This window comes from Capnocytophaga sp. H4358 (genome assembly GCF_002302515.1).
Taxonomy (GTDB): domain Bacteria; phylum Bacteroidota; class Bacteroidia; order Flavobacteriales; family Flavobacteriaceae; genus Capnocytophaga; species Capnocytophaga canis.
Genome location: NZ_CP022380.1, coordinates 1,751,911 through 1,776,231, shown reverse-complemented (window position 1 = coordinate 1,776,231; position 24,321 = coordinate 1,751,911). Strand labels below are relative to the sequence as shown.

23 protein-coding genes are annotated in these 24,321 nt (G+C 36.4%); 13 read left to right on the top strand and 10 right to left on the bottom strand.

Going from position 1 to position 24,321, the window contains the following annotated elements; genetic code table 11:
- Window positions 1-25 precede the first annotated feature (25 nt).
- The 3 genes from CGC49_RS07575 to CGC49_RS07565 all read right to left on the bottom strand — a co-directional run bounded on the left by CGC49_RS07575 (window position 26) and on the right by CGC49_RS07565 (window position 2,940).
- Entirely contained in the window at window positions 26-457 is a 432-nt protein-coding gene (locus CGC49_RS07575) for a DUF5606 domain-containing protein (protein ID WP_042007792.1), read from the bottom strand.
- An 86-nt stretch (window positions 458-543) separates the two neighbouring features.
- Window positions 544-1,131, bottom strand: a complete 588-nt coding sequence (def, locus tag CGC49_RS07570; protein ID WP_042007790.1) for a peptide deformylase — start codon at window positions 1,129-1,131, stop codon at window positions 544-546.
- Between the two features lie 189 nt (window positions 1,132-1,320).
- Complete coding sequence (locus tag CGC49_RS07565) at window positions 1,321-2,940, bottom strand: DUF4139 domain-containing protein (RefSeq protein WP_095893990.1); 1,620 nt, start codon at window positions 2,938-2,940, stop codon at window positions 1,321-1,323.
- Window positions 2,941-3,102: 162 nt separating this feature from the next.
- Between CGC49_RS07565 and CGC49_RS07560 the strand changes: the two genes are divergently transcribed.
- From CGC49_RS07560 to CGC49_RS07530, 7 genes are all read left to right on the top strand, one after another.
- Complete coding sequence (locus tag CGC49_RS07560; RefSeq protein WP_095912728.1) at window positions 3,103-3,819, top strand: pyridoxine 5'-phosphate synthase; 717 nt, start codon at window positions 3,103-3,105, stop codon at window positions 3,817-3,819.
- Between the two features lie 34 nt (window positions 3,820-3,853).
- Window positions 3,854-4,978: a DNA polymerase III subunit delta' gene (locus tag CGC49_RS07555; RefSeq protein WP_095893989.1), complete on the top strand. Its 1,125-nt coding sequence runs from the start codon at window positions 3,854-3,856 to the stop codon at window positions 4,976-4,978.
- Window positions 4,979-5,039: 61 nt separating this feature from the next.
- Window positions 5,040-5,930: an IS1595 family transposase gene (locus tag CGC49_RS07550; RefSeq protein ID WP_095894058.1), complete on the top strand. Its 891-nt coding sequence runs from the start codon at window positions 5,040-5,042 to the stop codon at window positions 5,928-5,930.
- A 22-nt stretch (window positions 5,931-5,952) separates the two neighbouring features.
- On the top strand, window positions 5,953-6,336 hold the full coding sequence (locus CGC49_RS07545) for a hypothetical protein (RefSeq protein ID WP_042343936.1): 384 nt from the start codon (window positions 5,953-5,955) through the stop codon (window positions 6,334-6,336).
- A 100-nt stretch (window positions 6,337-6,436) separates the two neighbouring features.
- Window positions 6,437-7,180, top strand: coding sequence for a 1-acyl-sn-glycerol-3-phosphate acyltransferase (locus tag CGC49_RS07540; protein ID WP_095912294.1), 744 nt, complete (start codon window positions 6,437-6,439; stop codon window positions 7,178-7,180).
- 41 nt (window positions 7,181-7,221) lie between these two features.
- Complete coding sequence (locus tag CGC49_RS07535; RefSeq protein ID WP_095912293.1) at window positions 7,222-7,770, top strand: CAP domain-containing protein; 549 nt, start codon at window positions 7,222-7,224, stop codon at window positions 7,768-7,770.
- A 44-nt stretch (window positions 7,771-7,814) separates the two neighbouring features.
- A complete protein-coding gene (locus tag CGC49_RS07530; RefSeq protein WP_157909019.1) occupies window positions 7,815-8,456 on the top strand; it encodes a CAP domain-containing protein in 642 nt (213 codons plus the stop codon).
- Window positions 8,457-8,595: 139 nt separating this feature from the next.
- Here the strand turns inward: CGC49_RS07530 and CGC49_RS07525 are convergent, their stop codons facing one another.
- Together CGC49_RS07525 and CGC49_RS07520 are read right to left on the bottom strand one after the other, a co-directional pair.
- On the bottom strand, window positions 8,596-10,857 hold the full coding sequence (locus tag CGC49_RS07525) for an inorganic phosphate transporter (RefSeq protein WP_095912291.1): 2,262 nt from the start codon (window positions 10,855-10,857) through the stop codon (window positions 8,596-8,598).
- A 120-nt stretch (window positions 10,858-10,977) separates the two neighbouring features.
- The gene (locus tag CGC49_RS07520; RefSeq protein WP_095912290.1) at window positions 10,978-11,415 is read right to left on the bottom strand and encodes a retropepsin-like aspartic protease; all 438 of its coding nucleotides are present in this window, start codon (window positions 11,413-11,415) and stop codon (window positions 10,978-10,980) included.
- Window positions 11,416-11,537: 122 nt separating this feature from the next.
- Between CGC49_RS07520 and hemB the strand changes: the two genes are divergently transcribed.
- Window positions 11,538-12,530, top strand: coding sequence for a porphobilinogen synthase (gene hemB, locus CGC49_RS07515; RefSeq protein WP_095893984.1), 993 nt, complete (start codon window positions 11,538-11,540; stop codon window positions 12,528-12,530).
- 4 nt (window positions 12,531-12,534) lie between these two features.
- Here hemB and obgE read toward each other — a convergent pair whose 3' ends face one another.
- The 4 genes from obgE to CGC49_RS07495 all read right to left on the bottom strand — a co-directional run bounded on the left by obgE (window position 12,535) and on the right by CGC49_RS07495 (window position 16,877).
- On the bottom strand, window positions 12,535-13,536 hold the full coding sequence (gene obgE / locus CGC49_RS07510; protein WP_042009803.1) for a GTPase ObgE: 1,002 nt from the start codon (window positions 13,534-13,536) through the stop codon (window positions 12,535-12,537).
- 574 nt (window positions 13,537-14,110) lie between these two features.
- Entirely contained in the window at window positions 14,111-14,968 is an 858-nt protein-coding gene (locus tag CGC49_RS07505; protein WP_095912289.1) for an MBL fold metallo-hydrolase, read from the bottom strand.
- A gap of 21 nt (window positions 14,969-14,989) precedes the next feature.
- Window positions 14,990-15,661, bottom strand: coding sequence for a GDYXXLXY domain-containing protein (locus CGC49_RS07500; RefSeq protein WP_095912288.1), 672 nt, complete (start codon window positions 15,659-15,661; stop codon window positions 14,990-14,992).
- A complete protein-coding gene (locus CGC49_RS07495) occupies window positions 15,654-16,877 on the bottom strand; it encodes a DUF2157 domain-containing protein (protein WP_095912287.1) in 1,224 nt (407 codons plus the stop codon). Before CGC49_RS07495 ends, CGC49_RS07500 begins: the two co-directional genes overlap by 8 nt.
- Window positions 16,878-17,022: 145 nt before the next feature.
- Between CGC49_RS07495 and CGC49_RS07490 the strand changes: the two genes are divergently transcribed.
- Window positions 17,023-17,925, top strand: a complete 903-nt coding sequence (locus CGC49_RS07490) for an ATP-binding cassette domain-containing protein (protein WP_095912286.1) — start codon at window positions 17,023-17,025, stop codon at window positions 17,923-17,925.
- A gap of 10 nt (window positions 17,926-17,935) precedes the next feature.
- Window positions 17,936-20,170: a redoxin family protein gene (locus CGC49_RS07485; RefSeq protein WP_095912285.1), complete on the top strand. Its 2,235-nt coding sequence runs from the start codon at window positions 17,936-17,938 to the stop codon at window positions 20,168-20,170.
- A 92-nt stretch (window positions 20,171-20,262) separates the two neighbouring features.
- Here CGC49_RS07485 and bioD read toward each other — a convergent pair whose 3' ends face one another.
- Window positions 20,263-20,883 carry a dethiobiotin synthase gene (gene bioD / locus CGC49_RS07480; protein WP_042346309.1) on the bottom strand — a complete coding sequence of 207 codons (621 nt, stop codon included), beginning with the start codon at window positions 20,881-20,883 and terminating at the stop codon, window positions 20,263-20,265.
- Between the two features lie 384 nt (window positions 20,884-21,267).
- Between bioD and CGC49_RS07475 the strand changes: the two genes are divergently transcribed.
- From CGC49_RS07475 to CGC49_RS07465, 3 genes are all read left to right on the top strand, one after another.
- Entirely contained in the window at window positions 21,268-22,206 is a 939-nt protein-coding gene (locus tag CGC49_RS07475) for a transporter (protein ID WP_095912284.1), read from the top strand.
- The gene (locus CGC49_RS07470; RefSeq protein ID WP_095912283.1) at window positions 22,191-23,315 is read left to right on the top strand and encodes a GNAT family N-acetyltransferase; all 1,125 of its coding nucleotides are present in this window, start codon (window positions 22,191-22,193) and stop codon (window positions 23,313-23,315) included. Before CGC49_RS07475 ends, CGC49_RS07470 begins: the two co-directional genes overlap by 16 nt.
- Before the next feature lie 112 nt (window positions 23,316-23,427).
- Window positions 23,428-24,138, top strand: coding sequence for a ZIP family metal transporter (locus tag CGC49_RS07465; protein WP_042009793.1), 711 nt, complete (start codon window positions 23,428-23,430; stop codon window positions 24,136-24,138).
- The last annotated feature ends 183 nt before the right edge of the window (window positions 24,139-24,321 follow it).

The window sequence follows — 24,321 nt, the reverse complement described above, 5'->3', positions numbered from 1 at the left end:
CGTATCTAAAATACGCTCTGAATGATTATTTATTTTCTTCTGTTGCTTCTTCGCTAAGAGCTTCGGTTTCTGTTTCTTCTAAAAAGCCTTTTTCAAGCAGTAAGTTGTACCATTGGATTACCTTTTTGATATCACTTGCATACACACGATCTTCATCATAGTTCGGAAGTACACTGAAGAAATATTCCTCTAATTCTGCTCCACTTGACTTGTGGGTAACTGGAGTTTTTCCACTATTTTCTTTGTCTTTTATATTTTTAAAAACCTGTGAAAGAGGCACTTCTTCCTCCAATGTGTATATAGCTATTTCTGAAAGTAGGCTCACATTATCGCGGATTCCGATAGAAATTCTCTTCCCGTCCAAAAGTGAAGTTGCTAAAAATCCTGTACGCGTTTGGGACTCTAAGTGGTACAATCCTGGTTTGCCTGAAATAGCTAATATTTTGTTTAATTCCATTTTTTATATTTTTTTATTAATGATTATCTTCGTTATAGACAATAAAAATTTAAGACCTTATTTTGTGAAATCCTAAGAACTCTGAACTATTTTCTTCTTACATCTGGAAATCGCATACGATAATCGACATTCACTTTACCTTTGCTGATGTCCGTCAATTTCCCTTGTAGGATTCGTTTTTTGAATGCCGACAGCTTATCGGTGAACAACACTCCTTGTATGTGGTCATATTCGTGCTGGATAATTCTCGCTGCCAACCCATCTACCGTAAGAACTTGAGGCTGAAAATTTTCATCTAAATATTCAATAGTTAATCGCTCATGTCGTGACACATCTCCACGCACCCCTGGAATGCTCAAACAACCTTCGTTAAAACTCCATTTGTCACCTGTTTCCTCAATGATTTTAGCATTGATAAACACCTTACGAAAGTTTTCCAAAAAGGTTTGTTCTTCCTTTGTTAGTTCGTCATCATCAGCAAATGGAGCTGCATCAACCACAAACAAACGAATGGGCAATCCAATCTGTGGTGCCGCTAAACCAACACCCCTACTAGCTTCCATAGTTTGGAACATGTTGGATATCAAATCCTTAAGATTGGGATAGTCTGCAGAAATATCCGTACACATCTTTCGGAGCACAGGATCGCCATAAGCTACAATCGGTAAAACCATAATCTTTCAATGTTATAAGAATGCAAATGTAAACTTTTTCCGTAGAATGACAATTTGTTTGATAAAAAATCGTTATTTTCCGCTTCTATTTTTTTTCGTAATTTCTCTGCAATGGTTCCTATTTGGCAAAAATTAGAAACTCTTTAAACAAAATATGCACACCAAAAATAACACTAAAAGTAGAAATTTTTATAAATTCGACACATTTGATTCCTTATCCGATTCCACTTGATAAGTAAACTTAACCTTCTTATTTTCATTAGGTTTCAGCTGTATTCTCCATTGTAGCTTTCCTTTGGAAGCATCGAAAGTTGCATTATCTGACGACACCAAGTGGACTTTAATTTCTTTATTGGTGCTTAACGGAATCTGATCTTCAACTTCAATCTCTACCAACTCACGCTTGTTGTTCTGCATCGTAATTTCATAGGTAAAAGTCTGTACCTTTTTAGAGCTAAAAGATTTATTTTCTGTATTTTGGGACACCAACTTTCGGTCGATACGGATATTTCTATCTTTACCTAAGCTCAACGTTAGTTTTTTGGATGCGTTTTCTGGGTTAATAACTGTTTTCCCTACATACATACCTTCAAAAATCAAATTTGCCTCACCTCGCAACAGATTGTATTTACCATAATCTTGAATCTCTCCTACCAAATAAGCTCCTAAATCATATTTTGGAACCGTATAGTATTTATACGTCGCTGGGATTTCGATTGTTCGCAGTGCAACACTGTGCTTTTTTGCATTGGAAAGAATGGTGTAAGGCAAATCTATATCAAATACGGTATTGAATTGGGTTTCGTTTACCACTACCACATCTTGAAGTGATTTTTCTTCTAACATAATATCTTGTTCAACCACTTCATTTAACTGCTTTGTTTCCATATTTTTAGAAAAAGCAGCCCTTTGTCGAACCATGGGAGCTGGTTGTGCAGGTTTGTCATAATTAATAAACCATGGACTTAACACCGGAGCTGTAGTTTGTTGATTCACATAACCACTAGACAAACTCAACTTAACATTATTCCAATCCACTCCTGTGCTTTGCGACACTCCTGCGTTGTATTTTAGCGTTATCGGAGCATTAATTTTTTCAGAACGAACCTCATAAAAAGGACTCCAACGTGCTTGGTAAGAAATATAATTCAACTGAAAAGGCACTTTTCCTTCCGTTTCGTTCATTACCTGCAGAATGATTTTCCCTCTATTATTGACATTTTGCGAAGAAGCTGTTCCCATTCTAAATTTGAGTAACCCGAGTTTTTTTTGCAATCTGTCACTTTCTTCTGAAAGATCATTGAGTTGTTTTTCAAGTTCAAATCGTTTTGATTTGTGATAGTCCAACAACTTAGAAAGTTCGGCTGTAGTCATATTTTGATTTGTTAACTGTTGGTTCTTATCAAGTATTTCTAATGATTTTTGGACAGATTTTCTCAATAACGCATTTTTTTTGATTTCTTTCTCAGTATTTTGAATACTATCCCAAATGGGACGAGCTGTATCCGACACAAATTGCTGATCATAGCCCACCACAGGTTGATTTGAAAACTGAACAGACAAAATTGTAGCTGTTTTTGCAGATTTTATCTGTATTGAACTCTCATCCAATTGATTAGCAACATTCATAATCACCACTTCTGATGTCCCTTTTGGGAGTGCCAAATTTGCCGATTGCTGAATTTCAGCCCCATTAAAATAGAGTTGAACACGTTCTGCTTTAGCATGCGTAAACACCGTCTGTGCCTTTAACACACTGAATAACAAGGTTATAAAACCCAAAAAAACACTCAATATAACTCGTTTCATATTTTTATCTTTTTATGTTTGATATTTATGTATGTCTTTGGTAATACAATAAACGTGCCTTTTATTATTTTTAGCTCAATTATCTGTCAATCTCCAAAAAAATACTTTTATTTTCAACAAGAAGACGTATCTTTGTTTTTTGAATCAATAATGAATAATACAATGACAAAATTAAGTGTAAACATCAATAAAATCGCAACCCTTCGGAACTCACGTGGAGGAAACGTTCCCAATCTACTAAAAGTAGCTACCGATATTCAAAAATTTGGAGCTGAAGGAATTACGATTCATCCACGCCCTGACGAACGACACATTCGCTATCAGGATGCGATTGATTTATTGGATGTTGTAGTAACTGAATACAACATTGAAGGAAATCCGATTCGGAAGTTTATGGATTTGGTGTTAAAAGTAAAACCTACTCAAGTAACCCTTGTTCCAGATGCTGACGATGCCATTACCTCCAACGCAGGTTGGGATACTATCAAACACCGAGCTTATCTGACGGAAGTAATCACTGAATTTAAACGTAATGGAATTCGTACTTCCCTTTTTGTAGATCCTGTGGAAGCTATAGTAAACGCTGCTGCGGAAACAGGCACTGACCGAGTAGAACTTTACACAGAAGCATATGCTACTGAGTTCGAAAAAGGAAACAAAAATGGTATACAACCATACGTGAAAGCAGCCTTAGAAGCTCAAAAAGTAGGTTTAGGACTCAACGCTGGACATGATTTGAATCTTGAAAACATCCGTTTTTTTAAGGAAAACATTCCAAATCTGCTCGAAGTCTCAATAGGACATGCTCTCATTAGCGAATCTCTCTACTTGGGGTTGGAAAATGTGGTAAATTTATACCTAAATAAGTTAAGCAGATAGTATTCGGAAAAATTTATTTTCAATTAACAAAAAAATGACATTCGACGACATTATCGGATACGAAACCATAAAAAAACACCTGAAAGACAGTGTAGAAGCACAACGTATTCCACACGCACAGCTTTTTGTGGGTAACGAAGGAACAGGAATGTTGCCTATGGCGATTGCCTACGCTTCCCATATTTTATGTAAGGGTGATACTTCCTGTATGACAAAGTGCAACCATCTTTCACATCCCGATATGCATTTTGTTTTTCCGACAGCTACTAACAACAGAGTAAAAAAAGACCCTATAAGTTCGTTATTCTTAGAAGATTGGCGGGTGTTTATAAAGGAGCAACCTTATGGCAGTTTATTTGATTGGTATTCACAGTTGGGCATCGAAAATAAACAAGGGAACATCAGCGTAAATGAAGCCAAGGATATTACCTCAAAGTTAACTCTCAAGGCTTTTGAAGGTGGATTTAAGGTGATGATTATCTGGATGGCTGAAAAAATGAATGTAGAATCGGCCAACAAGTTGCTGAAACTTTTGGAAGAACCTCCACAAAAAACGATTTTTTTGCTCATCACTGAAGATGAATCATCCATATTGGACACGATTCGCTCACGTTGCCAGATTCTGCGATTCCCTCCTTTGAGTGAAAATGCTATCAAACAAGCTCTTATACAGAAAGGGATTACTGAAAGCGATGCCACACGCTATGCTGTACAAGCTCAAGGAAATTTCAACAAAGCCCTACAACTATCGGAAGAAACCGAAGAGGAGGATGTCTTTGAACGCTGGTTTATCACATGGGTTCGGTCGGCATACAGGGCTAAAGGCAACAAATCAGCAATTCACGGATTGCTTCAATGGAGCGAAGAAATTGCTACAAGCGGGCGTGAAAAACAAAAACAATTTTTGTTCTACTGTATTGAGATATTCCGTCAAGCAATGCTGTTGAATTACGGTTCAAAAGAATTAGTCTATGCCGTTTTCAAAGATCCTTCGTTTGAATTACAAAAATTTGCACCTTTCGTTCACGGAAACAACATCGAACAAATTCACCAACAGTTAGAAGAAGCTCTACTGCACGTAGAACGCAACGGTAATGCAAGGATTATCTTTACGGATTTATCCATAAAACTTACTCGATTGTTACATAAAAAACCTTGATTAGTCTAATTGAGTTCCTCATATAATTTCATATATTTGCAGTTCATAAAATCAGGTAGTTATGGAAATTTTTAACGGTCAAAATCTTTTAGAGTTCACTGAACGCTTCAAAACCGACTTAGATTGTGAAGAATATTTAGCTCATTGGAAGTGGGAAAAAGGCTTTGTTTGTCGTAAATGTGGGCATACAAAAAGCCAAATCCGCAAGGATTTTTCAAGAACTTGTAACATTTGTTCTGATACGGAAAGCCCTACGGCAGGAACACTTTTTCACAAAGTAAAATTCGGGCTTCGTAAGGCTTTTTTTATTTGTTTTGAGATGTGTGCAACCACTAAAAACCTATCAGCTTTACAAATGTCTGTTCGTTATGGAATTACCGAAAATACGGCTCGATTGTTTATGCACAAAGTTCGTGAAGCAATGAAATCCAATGAATTACATAAAATGAATGGTCAAGTTCAAGTGGACGAGTTTACTGTGGGAGGGAAAGAAGATGGCAAACAAGGTAGGAGTTACGATTCAAAGAAAAAAAAGATTGTTTGTGCCATAGAACTAACTGATGATGGGAAGGTTAAACGATTCTATGCTAATAAAATAGAAGATTATTCTGCCAAATCATTACGGACAATTTTTGATAAACATATTGATAAATCCGCCCAAGTGACCACTGATGATTGGAAAGGTTACAGACCTATTAAAGATTTCAATATCAAACAAATACCGAGTAATAAAGGGAAGAATTTTCCTATTTTACATACCATAATACACCAAGTAAAAAGTTGGTTGAGAACGATTTATTGTCGAGTTTCAGATTTCAATATGGATAGATATTTGGCTGAATTTTCATACCGAATTAACCGTTCTCAATCGAAAGATAATATATTCAATAATCTCATCAAACGAATGATTGAGAAGAAACCTGTTCATCACCGGAATTTGATATGTAGTTAAGTGTGGAACTCAATAGTCTAATATGTTTTGGAGTTTATTTTTCATATATCTGTTTTTGATAATCACTTTTGGATATAGTGCTTTTGAAAAAATCGTTAATTTTAAGACTTCGGTAAACTATTACAAAAATTATTTTAAAGGTATTTTCATTTCTGGATGGATATATCCTTTATTGTTAATAATAACTGTAATAGAATTTGTTACAACGCTGTTTCTATGTATTGGAATATATGAACTTTGGACACTCCCCTATCCTCAATACGGATTTTATGGACTAGTACTAAGCAGCTCCACCCTGCTCTGCTTTCTTCTGGGACAACGTCTGGCTAAGGACTATGACGGAGCAAGAGGGATTGCTATCTATTTCATTATTTGCTTAATAGGATTTATTTCTGCTTCATTGTAAGCAATCCTTTTTCCAAAGCCTTTTGTAATAATTGATTTTTTACATAAAGTTCAAAACAGGTTAATTGCCTTTTTATTTTCACAAAACAAGACCTTTAAAAATGATATTCCGATATATATTTTGGTTCATTTGGCGGACATGGTTCTATGTATTAGTAGGAACCTTAACCTTATTATTCGCTCCATTACTTTTGATACTGACTTCGCATCAAAAGTGGTATACTCAGTTCTATTGGGTAGCTCGAAATTTATGGGCAAAACCGATTCTATATGGCATGGGGTTTTACCCACAAATATCACGTTATGAAACACTTGAAAAAAGAAAGAGCTATATGTTGATAGCTAATCACACCAGTATGACCGACATTATGCTTATGTTCGTTTGCAGTAAAAATCCATTTGTTTTTGTTGGGAAGAAAGAATTAGCTAAGATGCCGTTATTTGGATTTTTTTACAAGCGAGTAGCTATTTTGGTCGACAGGTCAAACCTACAAAGCCGTAAACAAGTGTATGATTCGGCCATGGAGCGACTTAATGCAGGACTGAGTATTTGTATTTTTCCTGAAGGAGGAGTTCCTGACGAATCGGTTATGTTGGATAATTTTAAAGACGGGGCTTTTCGTTTAGCAATTGAGTATCAAATTCCCATTGTTCCAATGACTTTTTTCGATAATAAAAAACGATTCCCATTTCGCTTTTTTGCGGGAAGCATGGGGCGTATGCGTGTTAAAATACACCCTTTTGTACACACACAAGGAATGCAGTTTGAAGATAGACACGCCTTGAAAAATGAAATTAGAAGTTTGATTTTGAGTGATTTAGATCAGGTTTATAATTCAAATTAGAAAACATTTAGTGTTGTTATATTTATAAAAAATTCATTTCTATGTACAAATTTTTTTTAACCTTAATTCTTGCCTCTGGGTTGATGGGAGGACATCAGGCGAGTAATGTGTTTTGCCAAAATAGGGCAGTGATCACCCAATCCAAACATCTCTATGACAGTGAGGTACGTAGCTTATCGCTTGCCCAACTACAAACGATTATGATAGACTATATCAATAGTATTAGAAAAAAGCATAAACTTCCTCCTTATACCATTTTTGATCATCCTCTGGCTCAGGAACATTCTAAATATCTGTTTGAGAGTGGTAAGGATAAAGAACTTGATTGGAATGATCATTTTGATGCAGAAGGGAAGTCTATTTTTTGGAGAATGAAAGCTACTAAGATACGTTTTAAGGATGTGGGGGAAAATATTGTCACTGTTCCTCCTGGAGCAACGGTCAGGCAACTTGTAGATGCTTGGATGGAAAGCACTATGGGACATAGAGAAGCACTACTTTCAACAGAATATAAGCAAGTTATTATTGGGCATCATCCTGGATCCAATAATGTCGTGCTTGATCTTGTTACATTAGATGATGAAAAATAAGGTCGTGTAGTAAAAAGTATGATGCCTTAAAAAAGGAAATATCTTTGTCAGGCTGTCGTGGTCAAAGCCTAACAATCAGAACTTTCATCATACTTTTTACAACACGACCAAACATTCATAATAATAATTTCATACCTATGTACAAAACTTTTTTAACCTTAATTCTTGCTTCTGGGTTGATGGGAGGACATCAGGCGAGTAATGTGTTTTGCCAAAATAAGAAAGTGCTTCCCCAATCCAAACATCTCTATGACAGTGAGGTGCATAGCTTATCGCTTGCTCAACTACAAACTATTATGCTGGACTATATCAATAGCATCCGAAAAGAACACAAATTACCGCCGTTTCGTATGATAGACCTTCCTCTGGCACAGGAACATTCCAAGTACCTTTCGGAAAGTGGAGAGGATAAAGAGCTTGACTGGAATGATCATTTTGATGCAGAGGGGAGATCAATTTTTATGAGAATGGAGGCTACTAAAATACTCTTTACAGATGTTGGGGAAAATATTGTGACGGTGCCCCCAAGAGCAACTGTTAGGCAACTTGTAGATGCTTGGATGGGAAGTACTATGGGACATAGAGAGGCATTGCTGTCTTCAATATATAAACAGGTTATGATTGGACATCATCCTGGTTCTAATAATGTTGTACTTGATTTTGTTACATTGTATAAAGAAAAATAATTGCTTTGAGGTTGCTAATTGCTATTTTGCCTCATAGTCAAAGTAAAAGTAGGTAAACTATAAACTAACAAAAACCACATAGTGACATAGAGTTTATTCTATCTTCCTATGTGGTTTTAAGCTGTTGTTAATCAATAAATTATTTGCGGTTGCGATTTCGCTTTTTCAATTCGTGCTGAAACTCATCAAATTGTAAAAGCAGATTATTATTAGCTCTAACTAACGCGTTGGTTTCCAACAGCAGACTGAAATAAAGTTTTGAGTTTTTCGGACTGGTTTCTGAAGTTCGGATACGGTCAATTTGTTTTTGAACCATGTTTGAAACGTGCTTCTTCAATTCCACTCCTTTTCCTAATACATTATGCAGATTTGTATAGTCTTCGCTACGGAAAACCGTTACCTCCCCTTTGAACAATTCTTCCATACTTTCTGAAACACCCTTCAAATCTCTCAATTGATTGAATTTAAGGTTTTTATGGTTATTATTCACATGCTCATAACTGTGTGAAGCAATCGTACTTAGCGAATATGCCATATCTTGGAGATTATCCATAATCATAATATAAAACTTACTCGAAACCACGGAACTATCGTCTAATGACTTTATGAAATAGTAGATATTTCCTTTCAGCTCGTCGATTTCCTTTTCTATTTTTTTTGCGTTTTTCTTATTTTTAGTCAGTTTACCTAAGTCTTGCGTACCTAAATTATTGATAATTTTACCGTAAAGTTCGTTCACACGCTCAATAGTTCCCGAAATATATTCTGAACTTTCTTTAGCAATAGCGTTGATGGTTACTAAGTCATTATATTCAAAATGACGCTTTTTGTTTTTCTCTTTCTCTTTATTTTTAAAAGCGATAGCACTTCGAAGCAATAAAAATCCAACTAAAAGCACCATACCAATAAGTCCAATCACATCACCATAGTACAGAACAAATGCTACTACGAACGCAGACAAAAAGGCTGCACCTGCCGTTAAGAACCAACCTCCTACAACATTGAACACACCTGCCACACGATATACTGCACTCTCGCGTCCCCATGCACGGTCAGCTAACGAGGAACCCATGGCTACCATAAAAGTAACATAGGTTGTCGAGAGTGGTAATTTTAACGATGTCCCTAAGGCTATCAAACTACTTGCAACCACCAAATTAGTAGAAGCACGTACCAAGTCGAATGCCGGAGCATCTTTGTCTTTGATTTTCGGGTCTTCTTCAGGTTTTTGGAAACGCTCGTCAATTTTTTGAGCTACTGCTCGAGGAATAACATATCCAATCACATTGGCTGTAAAAACCGATATTCGCACCACAAAACGAGAAAGCATATTGGACGAAAAACGCTCCTGCCCTTCACTTTGGCGAGAAAGATTGACGCCTGTTTCAATCACATTACGTGCTTTTTTGGAAAACCAAAGAGTCAAAACCATAATCGTTCCAGCCAAAATCAATAAAAGTGTTGGAGTTTGAGCCTTCCCTGAAAGAGCTTCCATGGTGAATTGATCGGGTTCTAAACCAGAAGATTGCCACATCTCAAACGATTGCCATGCAGCAATAGGCACCCCTATAAAGTTCACCAAGTCATTTCCTGCGAAAGCCATCGATAAGCCAAAAGTTCCAACGATGATAACTATCTTAAAGATATTGACACGCAATTGAATGAATATCTGGGAAAGTATGGTAAAAATTATCAAACACAAGATAAGAATCAGCTTGATATTCTCATCTAACCACTCAAGTGTGTCGGAAGAAATGAATGAAACACCTTTTAGTCCTTTAAAAATGATGAAGTAAGTCAATGCCGTAAGCGAAAGGCCTCCAAAAAGACCTCCCGTAATATGGATATTTCGCTCATATCGGAATGAAAATACTAACCTTGCCAAATACTGTACAATTGTTCCTACCGTAAAGGCAATTAGAACGGACAAGAAAATACTGTATATGATTTGCCCTGCCTTTTGAGTATTGATATATTCGAAAACGGCGGAGATACTTTGGTCGTTATTATAGGTTTTGATGATTCCCACACAGACAGCAGCTCCTAACAATTCAAATACAATGGAAACAGTAGTCGATGTAGGTAATCCCAAGGAGTTAAACAAATCCAAAAGGAGCACGTCAGCAAGCATTACAGTCATAAAAATAACCATAATTTCACTGAAATAGAACTCTGTCGGGTCAAAAATTCCACTCCGAGCTATTTCCATCATTCCACTGGAAAAAATCGCACCAATGGCAACCCCTAAACTTGCAACAATCATTATCGTACGCAAGGTTACAGCTCGTGAACCTACTGCCGAATTCAAGAAATTTACTGCATCGTTACTCACTCCAACTACCAAATCCAAGATAGCCAGTGAGAACAGTACAAACAACATGAAAATATACACTTGTTCCATATTCAAATACTATTTTTATGGAGCAAAATTCTGCATAATCTCAAAAAAATATGTTACCTAATTGTTAAGAAATCGGTAAGATTTTGGTTGTAACATAAGCTCTAAGAAAGTAAAAACAATCTACAGTTTCAAATAGAGTTTTTTCTTGGGATAATTAATCACAGCCTTACCTTTTTTAAGTATGTCTGCACCAATAATCCCATGAACAGGTTCAGCATTATGATGTATCAATGCGGCATTTACATGCGTAAGGTCAAACAAAACTAATGGCGTTCTTTTCATCTCCCATGTGCCAATTTTTAAGTGATTCCTAACGGAAAGTAAAATTTCTATATCACTTGAACCTGCTCCAGTGGCTTTGATTTCAGAAAGTTTCGTATCCAAATCAAAATATACGATATGTTCCATCCCTACACAAGTGTTCGATGCTCCTGTATCTAAAATGAAACGTCCTTCGATTCCATTAATCTTTGCTGACAACTGAAAATGTTGGGTGGGAGTAATCAGCAAAGGGATAACGACATATCGCTGTGAAATAAGTAATTGTTGTAAGGTCATGCTATAAATTTTGGGCGAATTTACATTTTTTGAGCTCACTTTCCAAAAATATATACAGCCGACAACGATTGCTTATAGGAATAATTCGTACCTTTGCCTTATTGTTAAAATACACAAAAACTATGTATCCATTAAGAAGAAATAGAAGGTTACGCACCACCGAAGCTATTCGCAGTTTGGTTCGCGAAACCATTTTATCCCCCAATGATTTTATTGTTCCATTATTTGTTGTAGAAGGTAAAGGCATTAAAGAGGAGATTGCTTCCATGCCCAATTACTTCCGTTATAGCTTAGATTTGTTGGAGCAGGAAGTGAAAGAACTTTGGAACTTAGGGCTGAAATCCGTATTGTTATTTGTAAAAGTACCTGATAACATGAAAGATAACTCTGGAAAGGAAGCCGTAAATCCCAATGGATTGATGCAACGAGCCATTAAAACTGTAAAAAACATAGTGCCTGAGATGGTAGTTATGACGGATGTTGCTCTTGATCCATATTCAGTGTACGGACATGATGGCATCATCGAAAACGGACGCATTGCCAACGATTCTACAGTAGAAATTCTTTGTGGAATGAGCCTTTCACACGCAAAAGCGGGAGCTGATTTTGTTGCTCCAAGCGATATGATGGACGGACGTATCCTAAACATCCGTGAGACGCTCGAAAATGAAGGATTTACCGATGTGGGAATTATGTCATATTCAGCAAAATATGCTTCCTCTTTCTACGGGCCTTTTCGAGATGCTTTAGATAGTGCCCCTGTAGAAGCTCAAAACATACCAAAAGACAAAAAAACGTATCAAATGGACTATCACAACCGATTGGAAGCCATTCGGGAAACTCGTATGGACATAGAAGAAGGAGCTGATATTGTGATGGTTAAACCCGGATTATGCTATTTAGATATTGTTCGAGAAGTAAAAAACATGTCCGAAGTTCCTGTGGCTGTCTATCAAGTATCAGGGGAATATGCAATGATAAAAGCAGCTTCCGAAAAAGGGTGGCTGAATCATGACGCTGTAATGTTGGAACAAACCGTAGCTATCAAACGTGCGGGAGCAGACCTCATCGCATCTTATTTTGCAAAAGACGTGGCGAAACTGATAGGAAAGTAATTTCCTATCGGTTTATCATCTGCCAAAGAGTATCTTTCAGGTTTTGAATGCCTTTACCTGAAACGGAGGAAATAAACAAGAACGGAACCCCCTCTAAAGCAGATTTTATTTCATTTTCTATCGCCAAAGTCAATTCATCATCCAACATATCTGATTTTGAAATGGCTATCAGGCGGTCTTTATCCAACAACTCGGGGTTGTATTCTTTCAGTTCGTTGAGCAGAATATTGTATTCCTCTATGATATCCTTGCTATCGGCGGGGATTAAAAACAATAATGTAGAATTTCGTTCAATATGGCGTAAGAAATAATGCCCCAATCCCTTTCCTTCGGCGGCTCCTTCAATGATTCCGGGAATATCAGCCACTACAAACGACTGAAAATCACGATGTTCAACAATCCCCAAATTAGGTTTTAGGGTCGTGAACGGATAGTCGCCGATTTTGGGTTTCGCCGAAGTTATAACCGAAAGTAAAGTTGATTTCCCTGCGTTAGGAAATCCTACAAAACCTACATCAGCCAACACTTTGAGTTCCAATAATAATTCTCGTTCCTCTCCTGGTATACCTGGTTGAGCATAACGAGGCGTTTGATTGGTAGCACTTCTGAAATGCCAATTTCCGAGACCGCCTTTACCTCCTCGTAGGGCGATAACTTCCTGTTTGTCTTCAGTAATTTCAAAAAGCATTTCTTCCGTAACGGCATCTTTGACGATAGTTCCCAACGGCACTTCTAAATAAACATCTTGTCCATCGGCTCCCGTACTACGACTCGCACCTCCACTTTCTCCGTGTCCTGCACGAAAATGTTTCTGGAATTTGAAGTGAATCAACGTCCAAAGGTTTTTGTTTCCACGGACGATAACGTGTCCTCCTCTACCTCCATCGCCCCCATCAGGGCCTCCTTTAGCCACAAATTTCTCTCGGTGCAGATGCATAGACCCCTTGCCTCCGTTGCCAGATGTTGCAAATACTTTAACGTAATCCGTGAAATTTCCTTCGGTCATAATCGTATGAAATAAATTTAGGGAACAAAAATACAGTATTTTTTTTGATTTTTAGTTCTTGTGCTAAAGTTCTTGTGGTTATCTGCTTTCTACTACAAAAGTAATTAAATGCCACAAATATCTATAAAACAACAAAACATTACTTTTTTAAAATGCTAAAAATAACGCATATATACATTTGGGGTTTCTATGCAATTATTACAAATATTTCTGTTGAATTCATCATTTGTTTTCATATTTGTACTTTTGTGTTGAAACATAGTAAACGAAAGCTTGATATGTGAAACCAAAAATTATCTCCACAAGTTCGGCGAACTTCATTCCAAGGCTATAGATACTTCACTAAAAATCAATTCTCACATACTCCGCTGTGCGGACTTTGTCTACAATGCCTATAGAAAACACAAAAAACATTGAAAATAGAAGTCTAATAAATAAAAAAGATATGTGGTTAAATGCTGAACTCGGTATTTCTCTTGCTTCCACACAGGTTAGTAATCACGAAAATCAACAAAGCTATTACGCTCAAAACACGAACATGCTATTTTAACCTCTCTACTACTTTCTGCTAAGTTTAGAATACATCCTCAAAACGAAACGTATTTTTGAGTCGTACACCAATTTCAGTACGCTGTACCGTACATAGCTGATGATGAGCATCATGTTCCAAAAATAAATAATATTCCTTCTCTGCAGCTTGTCGCAGGAACGCATCTTTTTCTTCGAGGGTAAGCAACGGACGGGTGTCATAGCCCATCACATACGGCAAAGGTATGTGTCCCACCGTAGGTAACAAATCCGATACAAACACGATTGTTTTGCCCTTGTAGTGAATGTGAGGTAGCATTTGTTTTTCGGTATGCCCGTCCACAAACAGGATTCCGAAACCTAATTCCGATTGTTCTAAAAACGTATTCCCTTTGGGATCAATGAAATACAACTGTCCGCTTTCCTGCATCGGTAAAATATTTTCTTTCAAGAAAGATGCTTTTTCACGTGCATTGGGTTGGGTTGCCCATCGCCAATGACTTTCGTTTGTCCAAAAACGTGCATTTTTAAATGCAGGTTCGTAGCCTGTACGCTCTTTATTCCATTGGATAGAACCTCCACAATGATCAAAATGCAAATGGGTCATAAACACATCGGTAATATCATCCCGATGAAAACCAGCTTTTTTTAGGGAATCATCCAAATTAGTATCTCCCCAAAGTGCGTAATAGCCAAAAAACTTGTCCGACTGCTTGTTCCCCATGCCTGTATCGATGAGAATCAATCGGTTATTATCTTCAATAAGCATACATCGAGCTGATAAATCAATTTGATTGTTTGCATCGGCAGGATTAGTTTTCTGCCAAATCGACTTGGGAACAACGCCAAACATCGCTCCACCATCCAGTTTAAAGTTCACTGTATCAATAGGATATATTTTCATAACAAGTGTGTTTCAATTTCGCTAATTATCGCCATTAGGTTCGTTAATAGTCTCTATAATGATTTCTTCTGCTTGAGAAGGCTCCTCCATAGGTTGAGTTATTATCTCAGGCTCTTCCTCAGAGGCATCGGTCGTAGCTCCTCTATATGTTTCTACAAAATCTTTGAGAGAAACACCTTCAACAAGGACGTCTTTCAAAACTACCTCTCCTTTGTAGATTGCTACTTGCGCATAGGCTTTGAGGTTCTCATCATTTAAAATTTGTTCTGCTCGTAGTGATTTCTCTTCGTTCATATAGTAACGATTGAAGGGGAAATCAACGGTAATTTGTCCATATTCATCAACATGTAAAACCTTTGTTTTGAAATAATTAGCTCTTTCCGTTGGTTCTTGTTCTGAAATTTCGGACAAATAAGCAATACCTGCATAACGATCCACAGTAACAAACGCTTCCTGCCCTACCTTAAAAGAAGGAATACTATCAAAACCATATGCTTGTACTTTATTGTCCCTAAACCCTAAAACGACATATTTCCCTCGAAAAGCATCATGAGGATCAACAGGCTCTGTTTCAAACAAATACACCTGATTCTGACGGATAATATTTTCTCTGTTCCAAATCATTACCGATGGCACTAACCACTGAAAAAGAACCATAAGCCCAAAAGCTATGAATAAGATATAGTTACGCATTTTTTCGTATTTTTCTAATAATTAAATAATTAACTACAAAGAAACTCATCCCTAAGATAACGAATACAATTCCTTTTAACAGGAAAGGAATGTAAGCATCAAAGAATCGCTGTCCGATAGCGTATGTGAGTACTATCAATCCAAAATTAATCAGTAAAAACCGATGTGATTTGACACCTTTAATCAAATACCAAATCCCGAAACCAAGCCCCAATAGATCAAACATATAGGGAATGGAAAGCCAATAAGCCTGTGCTACTATCAATATCGGAAACACCTCCAACCAATCAAATTCCTCTTTTTTGACCCAATACTTTTTGTAAGCATACAACAATTGTAAACCAAACAACAGAACAGCTATAAACTGAAAATCAGACCAGAAGCCGTAGGAGTAGTAAGGGAAAAACAATAAAAAAACAATTCCTAGAATGGCTGTGAGTTTATAAGCATTGTAATATATGCTGCTTTGAATATATTTACCAACATAAATAAACATCCATAAAAGAATGATTATCAAAGCAAACACATACTGTTCCCTAGCATTAGCAAATATGGAGATAAGTAAGGTTATCACAAAAAACCAGTGAAAAACAGCCGTATAGTTATTTTTAGCTTCAGTTTTAAAAAGACGATAGTAAAAAGGAATAATTGCAATTACCAACCCGGTTTGCATAAGGAGGTAGTAATTATCGGTTTGGTCATAGTTAAATGCGTTCTGTGTACTGATAGCATAAGCGGACACTCCAAACATGTAAAACAACGCTACCGATTTGGATTTCATCACATAGACCAAAGGAAGCCCCAGTAAAATCCAAGTGAATATAAAATTGCTGATATTATTTTCGGGCAGGTTATAAATTTGATGCACCATTGCTATACACAGTCCTACGGAAAGAGCCGTAAAAATCGCAAAACTCTCGTAAATCCATGTTTTTTGCGGTCTAAACAACACCCAAAAACAGGCTGACTGACCGACGATCAAAGGCGTAAAAGCTACAATGGTTTTGACTCCCCGCGAAAGATAATCCCAGTTATGAGCCAAGATTAGAATAAGTCCCAACCCAATGAGAACCGCTCCCAAGATACCGAAAATAACCAAAAAACTATTAGTGGTATTTGGTTTTCTTTGGTGTAAGTATGCACGTATATTTTGAGCTACTTCGGAGGTAATGACCCCCGCTTCTTGCAACTCGTCCAGTTCATTTAAGATTTTCATAAAGATTGTTTTTGACAAAAATAATAATTTTATTGGAAAATACACTTTTTTTACACAGAAGTTATCTTAATCAAACTCAATTCACACGATTTTTTTTTGATTTTAACAAACATTTCACTATCTTCGCCCATCCAAAATAAATATTATGACTCAATACGCCATACAGACCAAAGCTCTAAACTTTGGGTTTTCAAAATCAAAGAAAATAATTGATAACCTGTCGATTAACGTTCCTAAGGGAAGTATTTACGGATTTTTAGGCCCTAACGGAGCAGGAAAATCAACAACAATGCGATTGCTTACAGGAATTCTCCCTGATGACACCAATAGCATCGAAATTTTTGGTCAATCACTTAAAAATCAAATACCTTACATATTTGATAATATAGGCTGTTTGGTGGAAAGCCCCGCCTTATACCTGCATCTTTCGGGATACGATAATATGCGTTACATTGCTTTGATGCGAAATGTGGCAGAAGAAAACATTGAGAAATACTTAGAAATTGTGGATTTACAACGAAGTAAACACATGAAAACTAAAAAGTATTCTCTGGGAATGAAGCAAAGACTTGCTATTGCGATGGCACTGTTGAGCAATCCTTCGTTATTACTGTTGGACGAACCTGTAAACGGACTTGACCCTAGTGGAATGCTCGAAATCAGGAATCTGCTAGTAAAACTTAATAAAGATTTCGGCACAACAATCTTTGTTTCAAGTCATTTACTTTCTGAAATTGAGAAAATGTGCACACACGTGGGTATCATTTCGCATGGAAAATTACAATTTGAAGGCTCTATGAAGGAACTTTCAGACAGATACAGTGACTGCAAAGTACAAATCTTCTTACGAAATCTTCCAGAACTAGCTAATAAGATTAAAGAGCAATTCCCTGAGGCTACGTTCACTGACGGCAAAGCTACTTTCACCCTTGCTAACAAAGAGGCTATCCCTGAATTGGTTAAACAATTAGTACAACTCGGAGCCGAAATTTACGAACTCAAACCTCAGGAAGGTTTGGAAGAATCTTTTATGCTATTAACCAAATAATTTTACAACTATGTCATTTCTAAGCGATTATAAAACAGCTTTCCGAGCTGAAAATATAAAAAGAAAAGGAACAGCCACTTTTTTGATGGCAACTATTTTCGGGGCATTTATCCCTGTGGTGATTTTTGTGTTTTTTCTTACGAGAAAGGAAAATCCCCCAGTTACTATCCCATATAATTATTTTGAAGACATCACCGCCGGAGCTTCGGAAGGGCTAACATCTTTATTTCTTCCACTACTCATTGTGTTGACTTGTGCTAAAATCACACAAATTGACCACCGAAACGGAGGATGGCAACTGATGGAAACTCTGCCTATTTCTAAAATAGCTACATATTCTTCAAAGTTGACAATTGTACTGATTAGCAATTTAATATGTATTCTATCCTTTGTAGTTTGCGCCATATTGTTTGCCTGGATTACTTATCTATTCGGAAAAATACCTGAGGGCGTGGAAATAAACATCCCGTGGGGATTCTTTTTTCAATTTACTATAAGAATGTTTGTAGCAACTTTGTTTTTTACAATATTACAATTCGTCCTATCAACCTTGTTTTCAAGCTTTATAACTTCCATACTGATTGGAGTGGCATTAGTGATAGGAACAGGAATCCTACGAGGTTTTGATATTGAAAAAGTTTGGAATCCGATAACCATATTAGCAAAAACATCTAAAAATACCTACGGAAGTGACTTGAATCATTGGTTGCTTTACACCGAAAAATTGAGTTTGATAGCCTTTATCACTCTCTTTATTGTCGGATTTATCTGGTTCAAAAGCAAATCCTTAAAACGTGTTTTCACTAAAAGAATGAATGCGATAGCAACCATTTCGGCTTTGGTTGTAGGTTTTTTGTCAGTTCACTACCTACTGATTCCCAACCACTTACCTAAACATCACCGCACTGTAATTGCAGGAGAATTTGACAGTGATGAAAACATTTCTAAACTGATTTTAAGTGAAAGTTTTATGCGAGATACCATAGTCGAAATCCCTGTAAAGGACAATAAGTTTCACTATATAATTTCCGAAGATTTACCTTTGAAACAATATACGCTATTGGTTCCGATGAAAGAGAATAATGCACAAATTCATTTCCCTTTCCAAACCAACGATAGTATTTTCTTTAAGCATAAAATTGCGAAGAACAATATTAAAATAATTTCAATAAAAGGAAACCAATTAGCTGATTTACAATACAACTCAGAAAAAGTTTACAATAAATTATGGACGTTGGAATATTGGGCTGAGGAAAATAATCAACCATTAGATAAAATAGACCGATTTGTCGAAGAAGCATACAGTATTTGGACAAACAGAATGAACACAACCAACAGCTTCCGAACAAAAGATAATTATGCCCTCAGCGAAGATTTATTGTTGATTCACAAGAAATTATTCACACTGAAAATTTTAAATTATTGGAGAGCCTTTGAGGAAAAAATAAAACATTCAAGACCTGATATTGTGGAAAATCTCCCTAAGGAAATTCAAGAAATCAAAGAATTTATTTCTTTTACGGATCATAGCCTATTGGATTTCCCTGAATATTTACAATATATTTTGAATGAACTCACTAAAAAAGACACCACAGAAATTGCTCTGCAAACCAAACAGTTAAATGCTATCGCAACGCTTAACGATCCTATTTTCAAAGACCAATTGTTATTCTATACGTTGAATGAATCATTACAAAGCTCATTCGATACTAACGAAAGAAGCGAATTGATACAAAACTATGCTTCACAGATTGAAAACACAAAAATCAGAAACCGAATTAAGACTATCTACCGTCAGGGAGAAAAAGTTTCTCGAGGCAGTCAGTCCTTTGATTTTGAAGCTGAAAACTTAGAAAACAAGACCGTTCGTTTATCCGATTTCAAAGGGAAATACGTAGTCATAGACGTATGGGCTACGTGGTGTGGTCCATGTAAATATGATTATCCATATTTTGAAAAGTACGCTCTAAAATACAAGAGCAACCCGAATTTTGTATTCGTTGGAATGAATGCCGACAGCAAACGTGAAGCCTGGTTGCAAGATGTTCAAAACAAATCAAAGTCCATTGTACAACTACGTCCGTTTGATTCTGAGATGAACGCATTTAAAGAGAATTATAATATTACCAAATATCCAACTTATATCCTCTTGGACAAAGATGGGAAATTCATTTCGGCACAAATGCCACGACCTACTGAAGACCATTTTGAGCAAATGCTAAAGGATTTAGAAAAACAAAATTAAGTTTTGTGTATCGGAAACTTAAACTCAAAAACTAAGTTTAACCTCCTTGTGTAGTAATTATTTGTTTTACAACACCATATTATAAAACCGAGCTATAGCAAGGAGGTTAATCGTTCTTGAAATTTTTCTGCATAATATGCAATCACATTCCGATCAAAATAGGGCTCTTCGTTAATGCGTCCGAGAAAAGAAAGTTGTGTTTTTTGGAGTATAACTTCCTCTGTTGGCATATTTTCCTCACCATTGAAAATAATCCCAAACACAGATAGCCCTCTGTTTTTCAGAGCTTCATAAGTTAAAAGAGTGTGATTAATACTTCCCAAATAGTGTCGAGAAACGATGATGATTTTATCGGTCGGAAGTATCAAATCGGCAATCGTTTGGGTATCATTCAAAGGAACTAACAGTCCTCCCGCTCCTTCAATAACAAGATGATTCTCAGTATTTGGGCGATTTATCTGTGTCAAATCAATAGAAACTCCATCTATTTCCGCTGCTAAATGCGGACTTGCAGGAGTGTTTAATCCATAAGCATTTTTATGAAAAACAGAGGTTTGATTGGTTACTAATCGTTGTACTTTATGGGTATCAGAATTGTCTAAATCCCCTGCTTGGATAGGTTTCCAATAATCCGCCTGTAATGCTTCTGTCAAAATAGCTGAAGCTATTGTTTTACCAACATCTGTAGAAATTCCTGTGATAAAAAAGGTCATACGATTGTTTTTTTTGCAAAAGTAATAAAATTTGATTTAACAATATGCAAGACATAATTTGGAATTAAATCACGAAAAATCCTGCCTTCGTAATTCGTAATTTATAATTCGTAATTTATAATTCGTAATTTATAATTCGTAATTAATTATTTAGGTCGTGTTGTAAAAAGTATGATGGAAGTTCTGATTGTCAGGCTGAGCGAAGTCGAAGCCTTATCATTACAGGGCTTCGACTTCGCTCAGCCTGACAGAAATGTCCTCTTTTTTTAAGGTATCATACTTTTTACATCACTTCCATTATTTATTTCTTGAAAGTAGGAAAAGTATTGTCATTTAAAGAGATAAACTTATATTTGCAGTTCGTAAACAAATGAATTGGACACAATGAGAAAAATCATCATATTACTGATAATCAATACACTTCCGATTATAGCACGAGGACAATATACGGATATTATCAATTCCAACCAACCTGGAAACTCACAAAGTGCGTACGCTGTTGGAAGAAAAGTACTCCAATTTGAAGGTGGGCTGTGGTTTGAACAGCGAAATCATAAGTATACCTACACGGACATGACTTTAGTAGGATTGAACTACTCGGCTCGTTACGGAGTATTAAGCGATAAGTTTGAAGCAGTACTAAACGGAACATTAGCATACGACCATACGCACTACCACTATCTGGGGAGCCAACGTTCCAACAACATCGGTTTCATCAACAACACCATAGGAGCTAAATACCTGATTTACAACCCTTATTTTGATGAGAAACCAAACTTATACAGCTGGAAAGCCAACAACAAATTCCAATGGAAACGCTTAATTCCCGCTATAGGTGTGTATGCAGGAATGAACTTTTTCCCAAACAAAAGGTTTTATTATGACAATATCCCGACACTTTCGCCTAAAGCTGTGGTTTCGCTTCAGAGCCACCCGATGCCCAGAGTCGTATTAGTTGCAAACCTAATAGCCAATCGGTTTTTGGATAGCAACCGAGAATTGGGTTACATCGCTACTTTAACCCACAATATTGATAATGGCCGATTTAGCATCTTTTTAGAATCCGAAGGTATTCAAAGTCATTACTATAGCGACCATATCCTACGTTTGGGCGGAGCATATCTATTCACCAAAGACATCCAAGTGAATGTAGATTTGGGAGCAAGTTGGAAGGATACACCAAGTCGATACATGGGATTGATTGGTTTTTCATATCGAATTGACAAACATTTAGATGTCATCAAAAAAGAAATTTTAAAAGGCAATGAAGAGGAGTTTAAACCCACAAAAATAAAAAGAAAGAAAAAATGGCTACTATTCTAATTAAAGAGTTATCATCAAAAAAAGAACTTACGGATTTTGTTAAATTTCCTTTTTCCTTATACAAAAATAATCCTTATTGGGTTCCTCCTATCATCAATGATGAGGTAACGTCATTCGACAAAACTAAAAATCCAGTATTTGAAAACGCAGATGCGTTTTTCTATGCAGCGTACGACGCTCAACAAAAGATGATCGGACGTGTAGTAGCTATTGTCAACAAACACGATTTGCGACAAGGAGTGCAAAAAATTCGTTTTGGATGGTTGGATATGATTGATAACATAGAGGTTACCAAAGCTCTGCTGAACAAAGTTGCCGAAAAAGGAAGAGAGTACAACCTCCAATATATGGAAGGGCCTATGGGATTTTCAAACATGGACAAGGTAGGGGTGTTAACAGAAGGTTATGACCATATTGCCAATATGATGACATGGTATGCCTATCCTTATTACAAACAACATCTGGAACAAATGGGCTTGGTAAAAGAAAAAGGATATATTGAAACCTACTTCACCTTAGACAGTGTAAACCCAGAGGTGTTCAATAAAACAGCAAATGCTATCAAGAAACGCTACGGAGTCCGGTTGGTTGAAGCCAATACGAAAAACGAAATCCTAAAATACGTTGATGCGATGTTCGATTTGTTTAATGAGAGCTACGCATCGCTGTCATCATTCGTACCTATCACTGAAAAACAACGAGAGCATTTCAAGAAGAAGTACATTCCCTTTATCAATCCCGAATACATCCGTTTCATCGAGGACAACCAAGGAAAAATGGTATGTTTCGCTATCGTACTACCTTCATTTTCAAAAGGATTACAAAAGGCTCAAGGAAAACTTTTCCCTTTTGGATTTTGGCATCTACTTCAAGCAAAAAGAAAACACGACATGGTCGATTTCTACTTGATTGGGGTATCTCCAGAATATCAAAGCAAAGGAATTCCATCGTTGTTATTCGATTACTATTACCCTATTTTTAAAAAAAATGGAATTAAAAAGTGCATTATCACTCCCGAATTAGAAGATAATATTGCTATCCAACAACTTTGGAAGAATTTTAACCCTGTAATTTTTGCAAAAAGAGCAACATATAAGAAAAATATCTAATCTTAAGTTATTAAAAGCTCACTGCATAAGTGATTCACGAAAAAAATCATTAAATCATTAAATTATTGAATCTTTGAATCTTTGAATAGTATAACAAATTTTATAAAAAAGAATGAACTATCTATTACCCTTTCTATCGATTGTATTAGGTTTTGCAATCGTACTTATTTTTAAACCTAAAAATCAACGCAATATCAAATTACTATTAGCTTTCAGTGGTGCTTTTCTGTTAGCTATGACCATATTTACCTTAATGCCCGAAGTATATCATTCATTGGCACACGACCACGACCATGATCATCACGGCGAAATAGGCAAACAGTTAGGCATTTGGATTGTTATAGGAATTTTACTGCAAATTGTATTAGAGTTTTTCTCCAAAGGAGCTGAACACGGACATACACATCACCCGCATAAGGATTTAAAGAACGCCTTCCCTTGGACGTTATTTATCAGCTTAAGCATTCACTCAATTTTAGAAGGATTCCCTTTGCACCATCATCATCATATGGCATATGGGATTTTTGTTCATCACTTGCCCATTGCGATGGTATTGACAATTTTCTTTCTAGATTCAGGTATTGGATTTAAACGTACGTTTGTTTTTCTAACACTTTTTGCTCTGATGACTCCCTTCGGAACGTTCTTAGCAGAATACATACCTCAACTAGGTCATTACCATGTAGAAATATCAGCCATCGTTATAGGAATTTTCTTACACATTTCGTCTGTCATTCTATTTGAAGCATCTGAAAACCATAAGTTCAATCATATTAAATTGATTACCATAATATTAGGTTTTGCAACAGCTTATTTTGTTTAGGCTTGATAACAGAATCTACTAAAACACAGCCACATTCTTTACATAAGAGATTTCCTTGTCCTGTGGCTGTTTTTGTTATTGTCCAACACCTAAGTGTAGTCAAAGAGATAGATATATAAAACATTCTTTCACAGGACTATAGCTCCATTTTAGAGGTTATTCATTCTTATTTATTGACACCCT

Excerpts from the sequence above, each read along its gene's own strand:
- bioD (WP_042346309.1), bottom strand. The coding sequence starts at position 20,883 with ATGACCTTTTTTATCACAGGAATTTCTACAGATGTTGGTAAAACAATA.
- CGC49_RS07560 (WP_095912728.1), top strand. The coding sequence starts at position 3,103 with ATGACAAAATTAAGTGTAAACATCAATAAAATCGCAACCCTTCGGAAC.
- CGC49_RS07485 (WP_095912285.1), top strand. The coding sequence starts at position 17,936 with ATGTCATTTCTAAGCGATTATAAAACAGCTTTCCGAGCTGAAAATATA.
- CGC49_RS07525 (WP_095912291.1), bottom strand. The coding sequence starts at position 10,857 with ATGGAACAAGTGTATATTTTCATGTTGTTTGTACTGTTCTCACTGGCT.
- CGC49_RS07540 (WP_095912294.1), top strand. The coding sequence starts at position 6,437 with ATGATATTCCGATATATATTTTGGTTCATTTGGCGGACATGGTTCTAT.
- hemB (WP_095893984.1), top strand. The coding sequence starts at position 11,538 with ATGTATCCATTAAGAAGAAATAGAAGGTTACGCACCACCGAAGCTATT.
- CGC49_RS07465 (WP_042009793.1), top strand. The coding sequence starts at position 23,428 with ATGAACTATCTATTACCCTTTCTATCGATTGTATTAGGTTTTGCAATC.
- CGC49_RS07535 (WP_095912293.1), top strand. The coding sequence starts at position 7,222 with ATGTACAAATTTTTTTTAACCTTAATTCTTGCCTCTGGGTTGATGGGA.
- CGC49_RS07545 (WP_042343936.1), top strand. The coding sequence starts at position 5,953 with ATGTTTTGGAGTTTATTTTTCATATATCTGTTTTTGATAATCACTTTT.
- CGC49_RS07475 (WP_095912284.1), top strand. The coding sequence starts at position 21,268 with ATGAGAAAAATCATCATATTACTGATAATCAATACACTTCCGATTATA.
- CGC49_RS07575 (WP_042007792.1), bottom strand. The coding sequence starts at position 457 with ATGGAATTAAACAAAATATTAGCTATTTCAGGCAAACCAGGATTGTAC.
- CGC49_RS07500 (WP_095912288.1), bottom strand. The coding sequence starts at position 15,661 with ATGCGTAACTATATCTTATTCATAGCTTTTGGGCTTATGGTTCTTTTT.
- CGC49_RS07495 (WP_095912287.1), bottom strand. The coding sequence starts at position 16,877 with ATGAAAATCTTAAATGAACTGGACGAGTTGCAAGAAGCGGGGGTCATT.
- CGC49_RS07490 (WP_095912286.1), top strand. The coding sequence starts at position 17,023 with ATGACTCAATACGCCATACAGACCAAAGCTCTAAACTTTGGGTTTTCA.
- def (WP_042007790.1), bottom strand. The coding sequence starts at position 1,131 with ATGGTTTTACCGATTGTAGCTTATGGCGATCCTGTGCTCCGAAAGATG.
- CGC49_RS07555 (WP_095893989.1), top strand. The coding sequence starts at position 3,854 with ATGACATTCGACGACATTATCGGATACGAAACCATAAAAAAACACCTG.
- CGC49_RS07505 (WP_095912289.1), bottom strand. The coding sequence starts at position 14,968 with ATGAAAATATATCCTATTGATACAGTGAACTTTAAACTGGATGGTGGA.
- CGC49_RS07565 (WP_095893990.1), bottom strand. The coding sequence starts at position 2,940 with ATGAAACGAGTTATATTGAGTGTTTTTTTGGGTTTTATAACCTTGTTA.
- CGC49_RS07520 (WP_095912290.1), bottom strand. The coding sequence starts at position 11,415 with ATGACCTTACAACAATTACTTATTTCACAGCGATATGTCGTTATCCCT.
- CGC49_RS07550 (WP_095894058.1), top strand. The coding sequence starts at position 5,040 with ATGGAAATTTTTAACGGTCAAAATCTTTTAGAGTTCACTGAACGCTTC.
- obgE (WP_042009803.1), bottom strand. The coding sequence starts at position 13,536 with ATGACCGAAGGAAATTTCACGGATTACGTTAAAGTATTTGCAACATCT.
- CGC49_RS07470 (WP_095912283.1), top strand. The coding sequence starts at position 22,191 with ATGGCTACTATTCTAATTAAAGAGTTATCATCAAAAAAAGAACTTACG.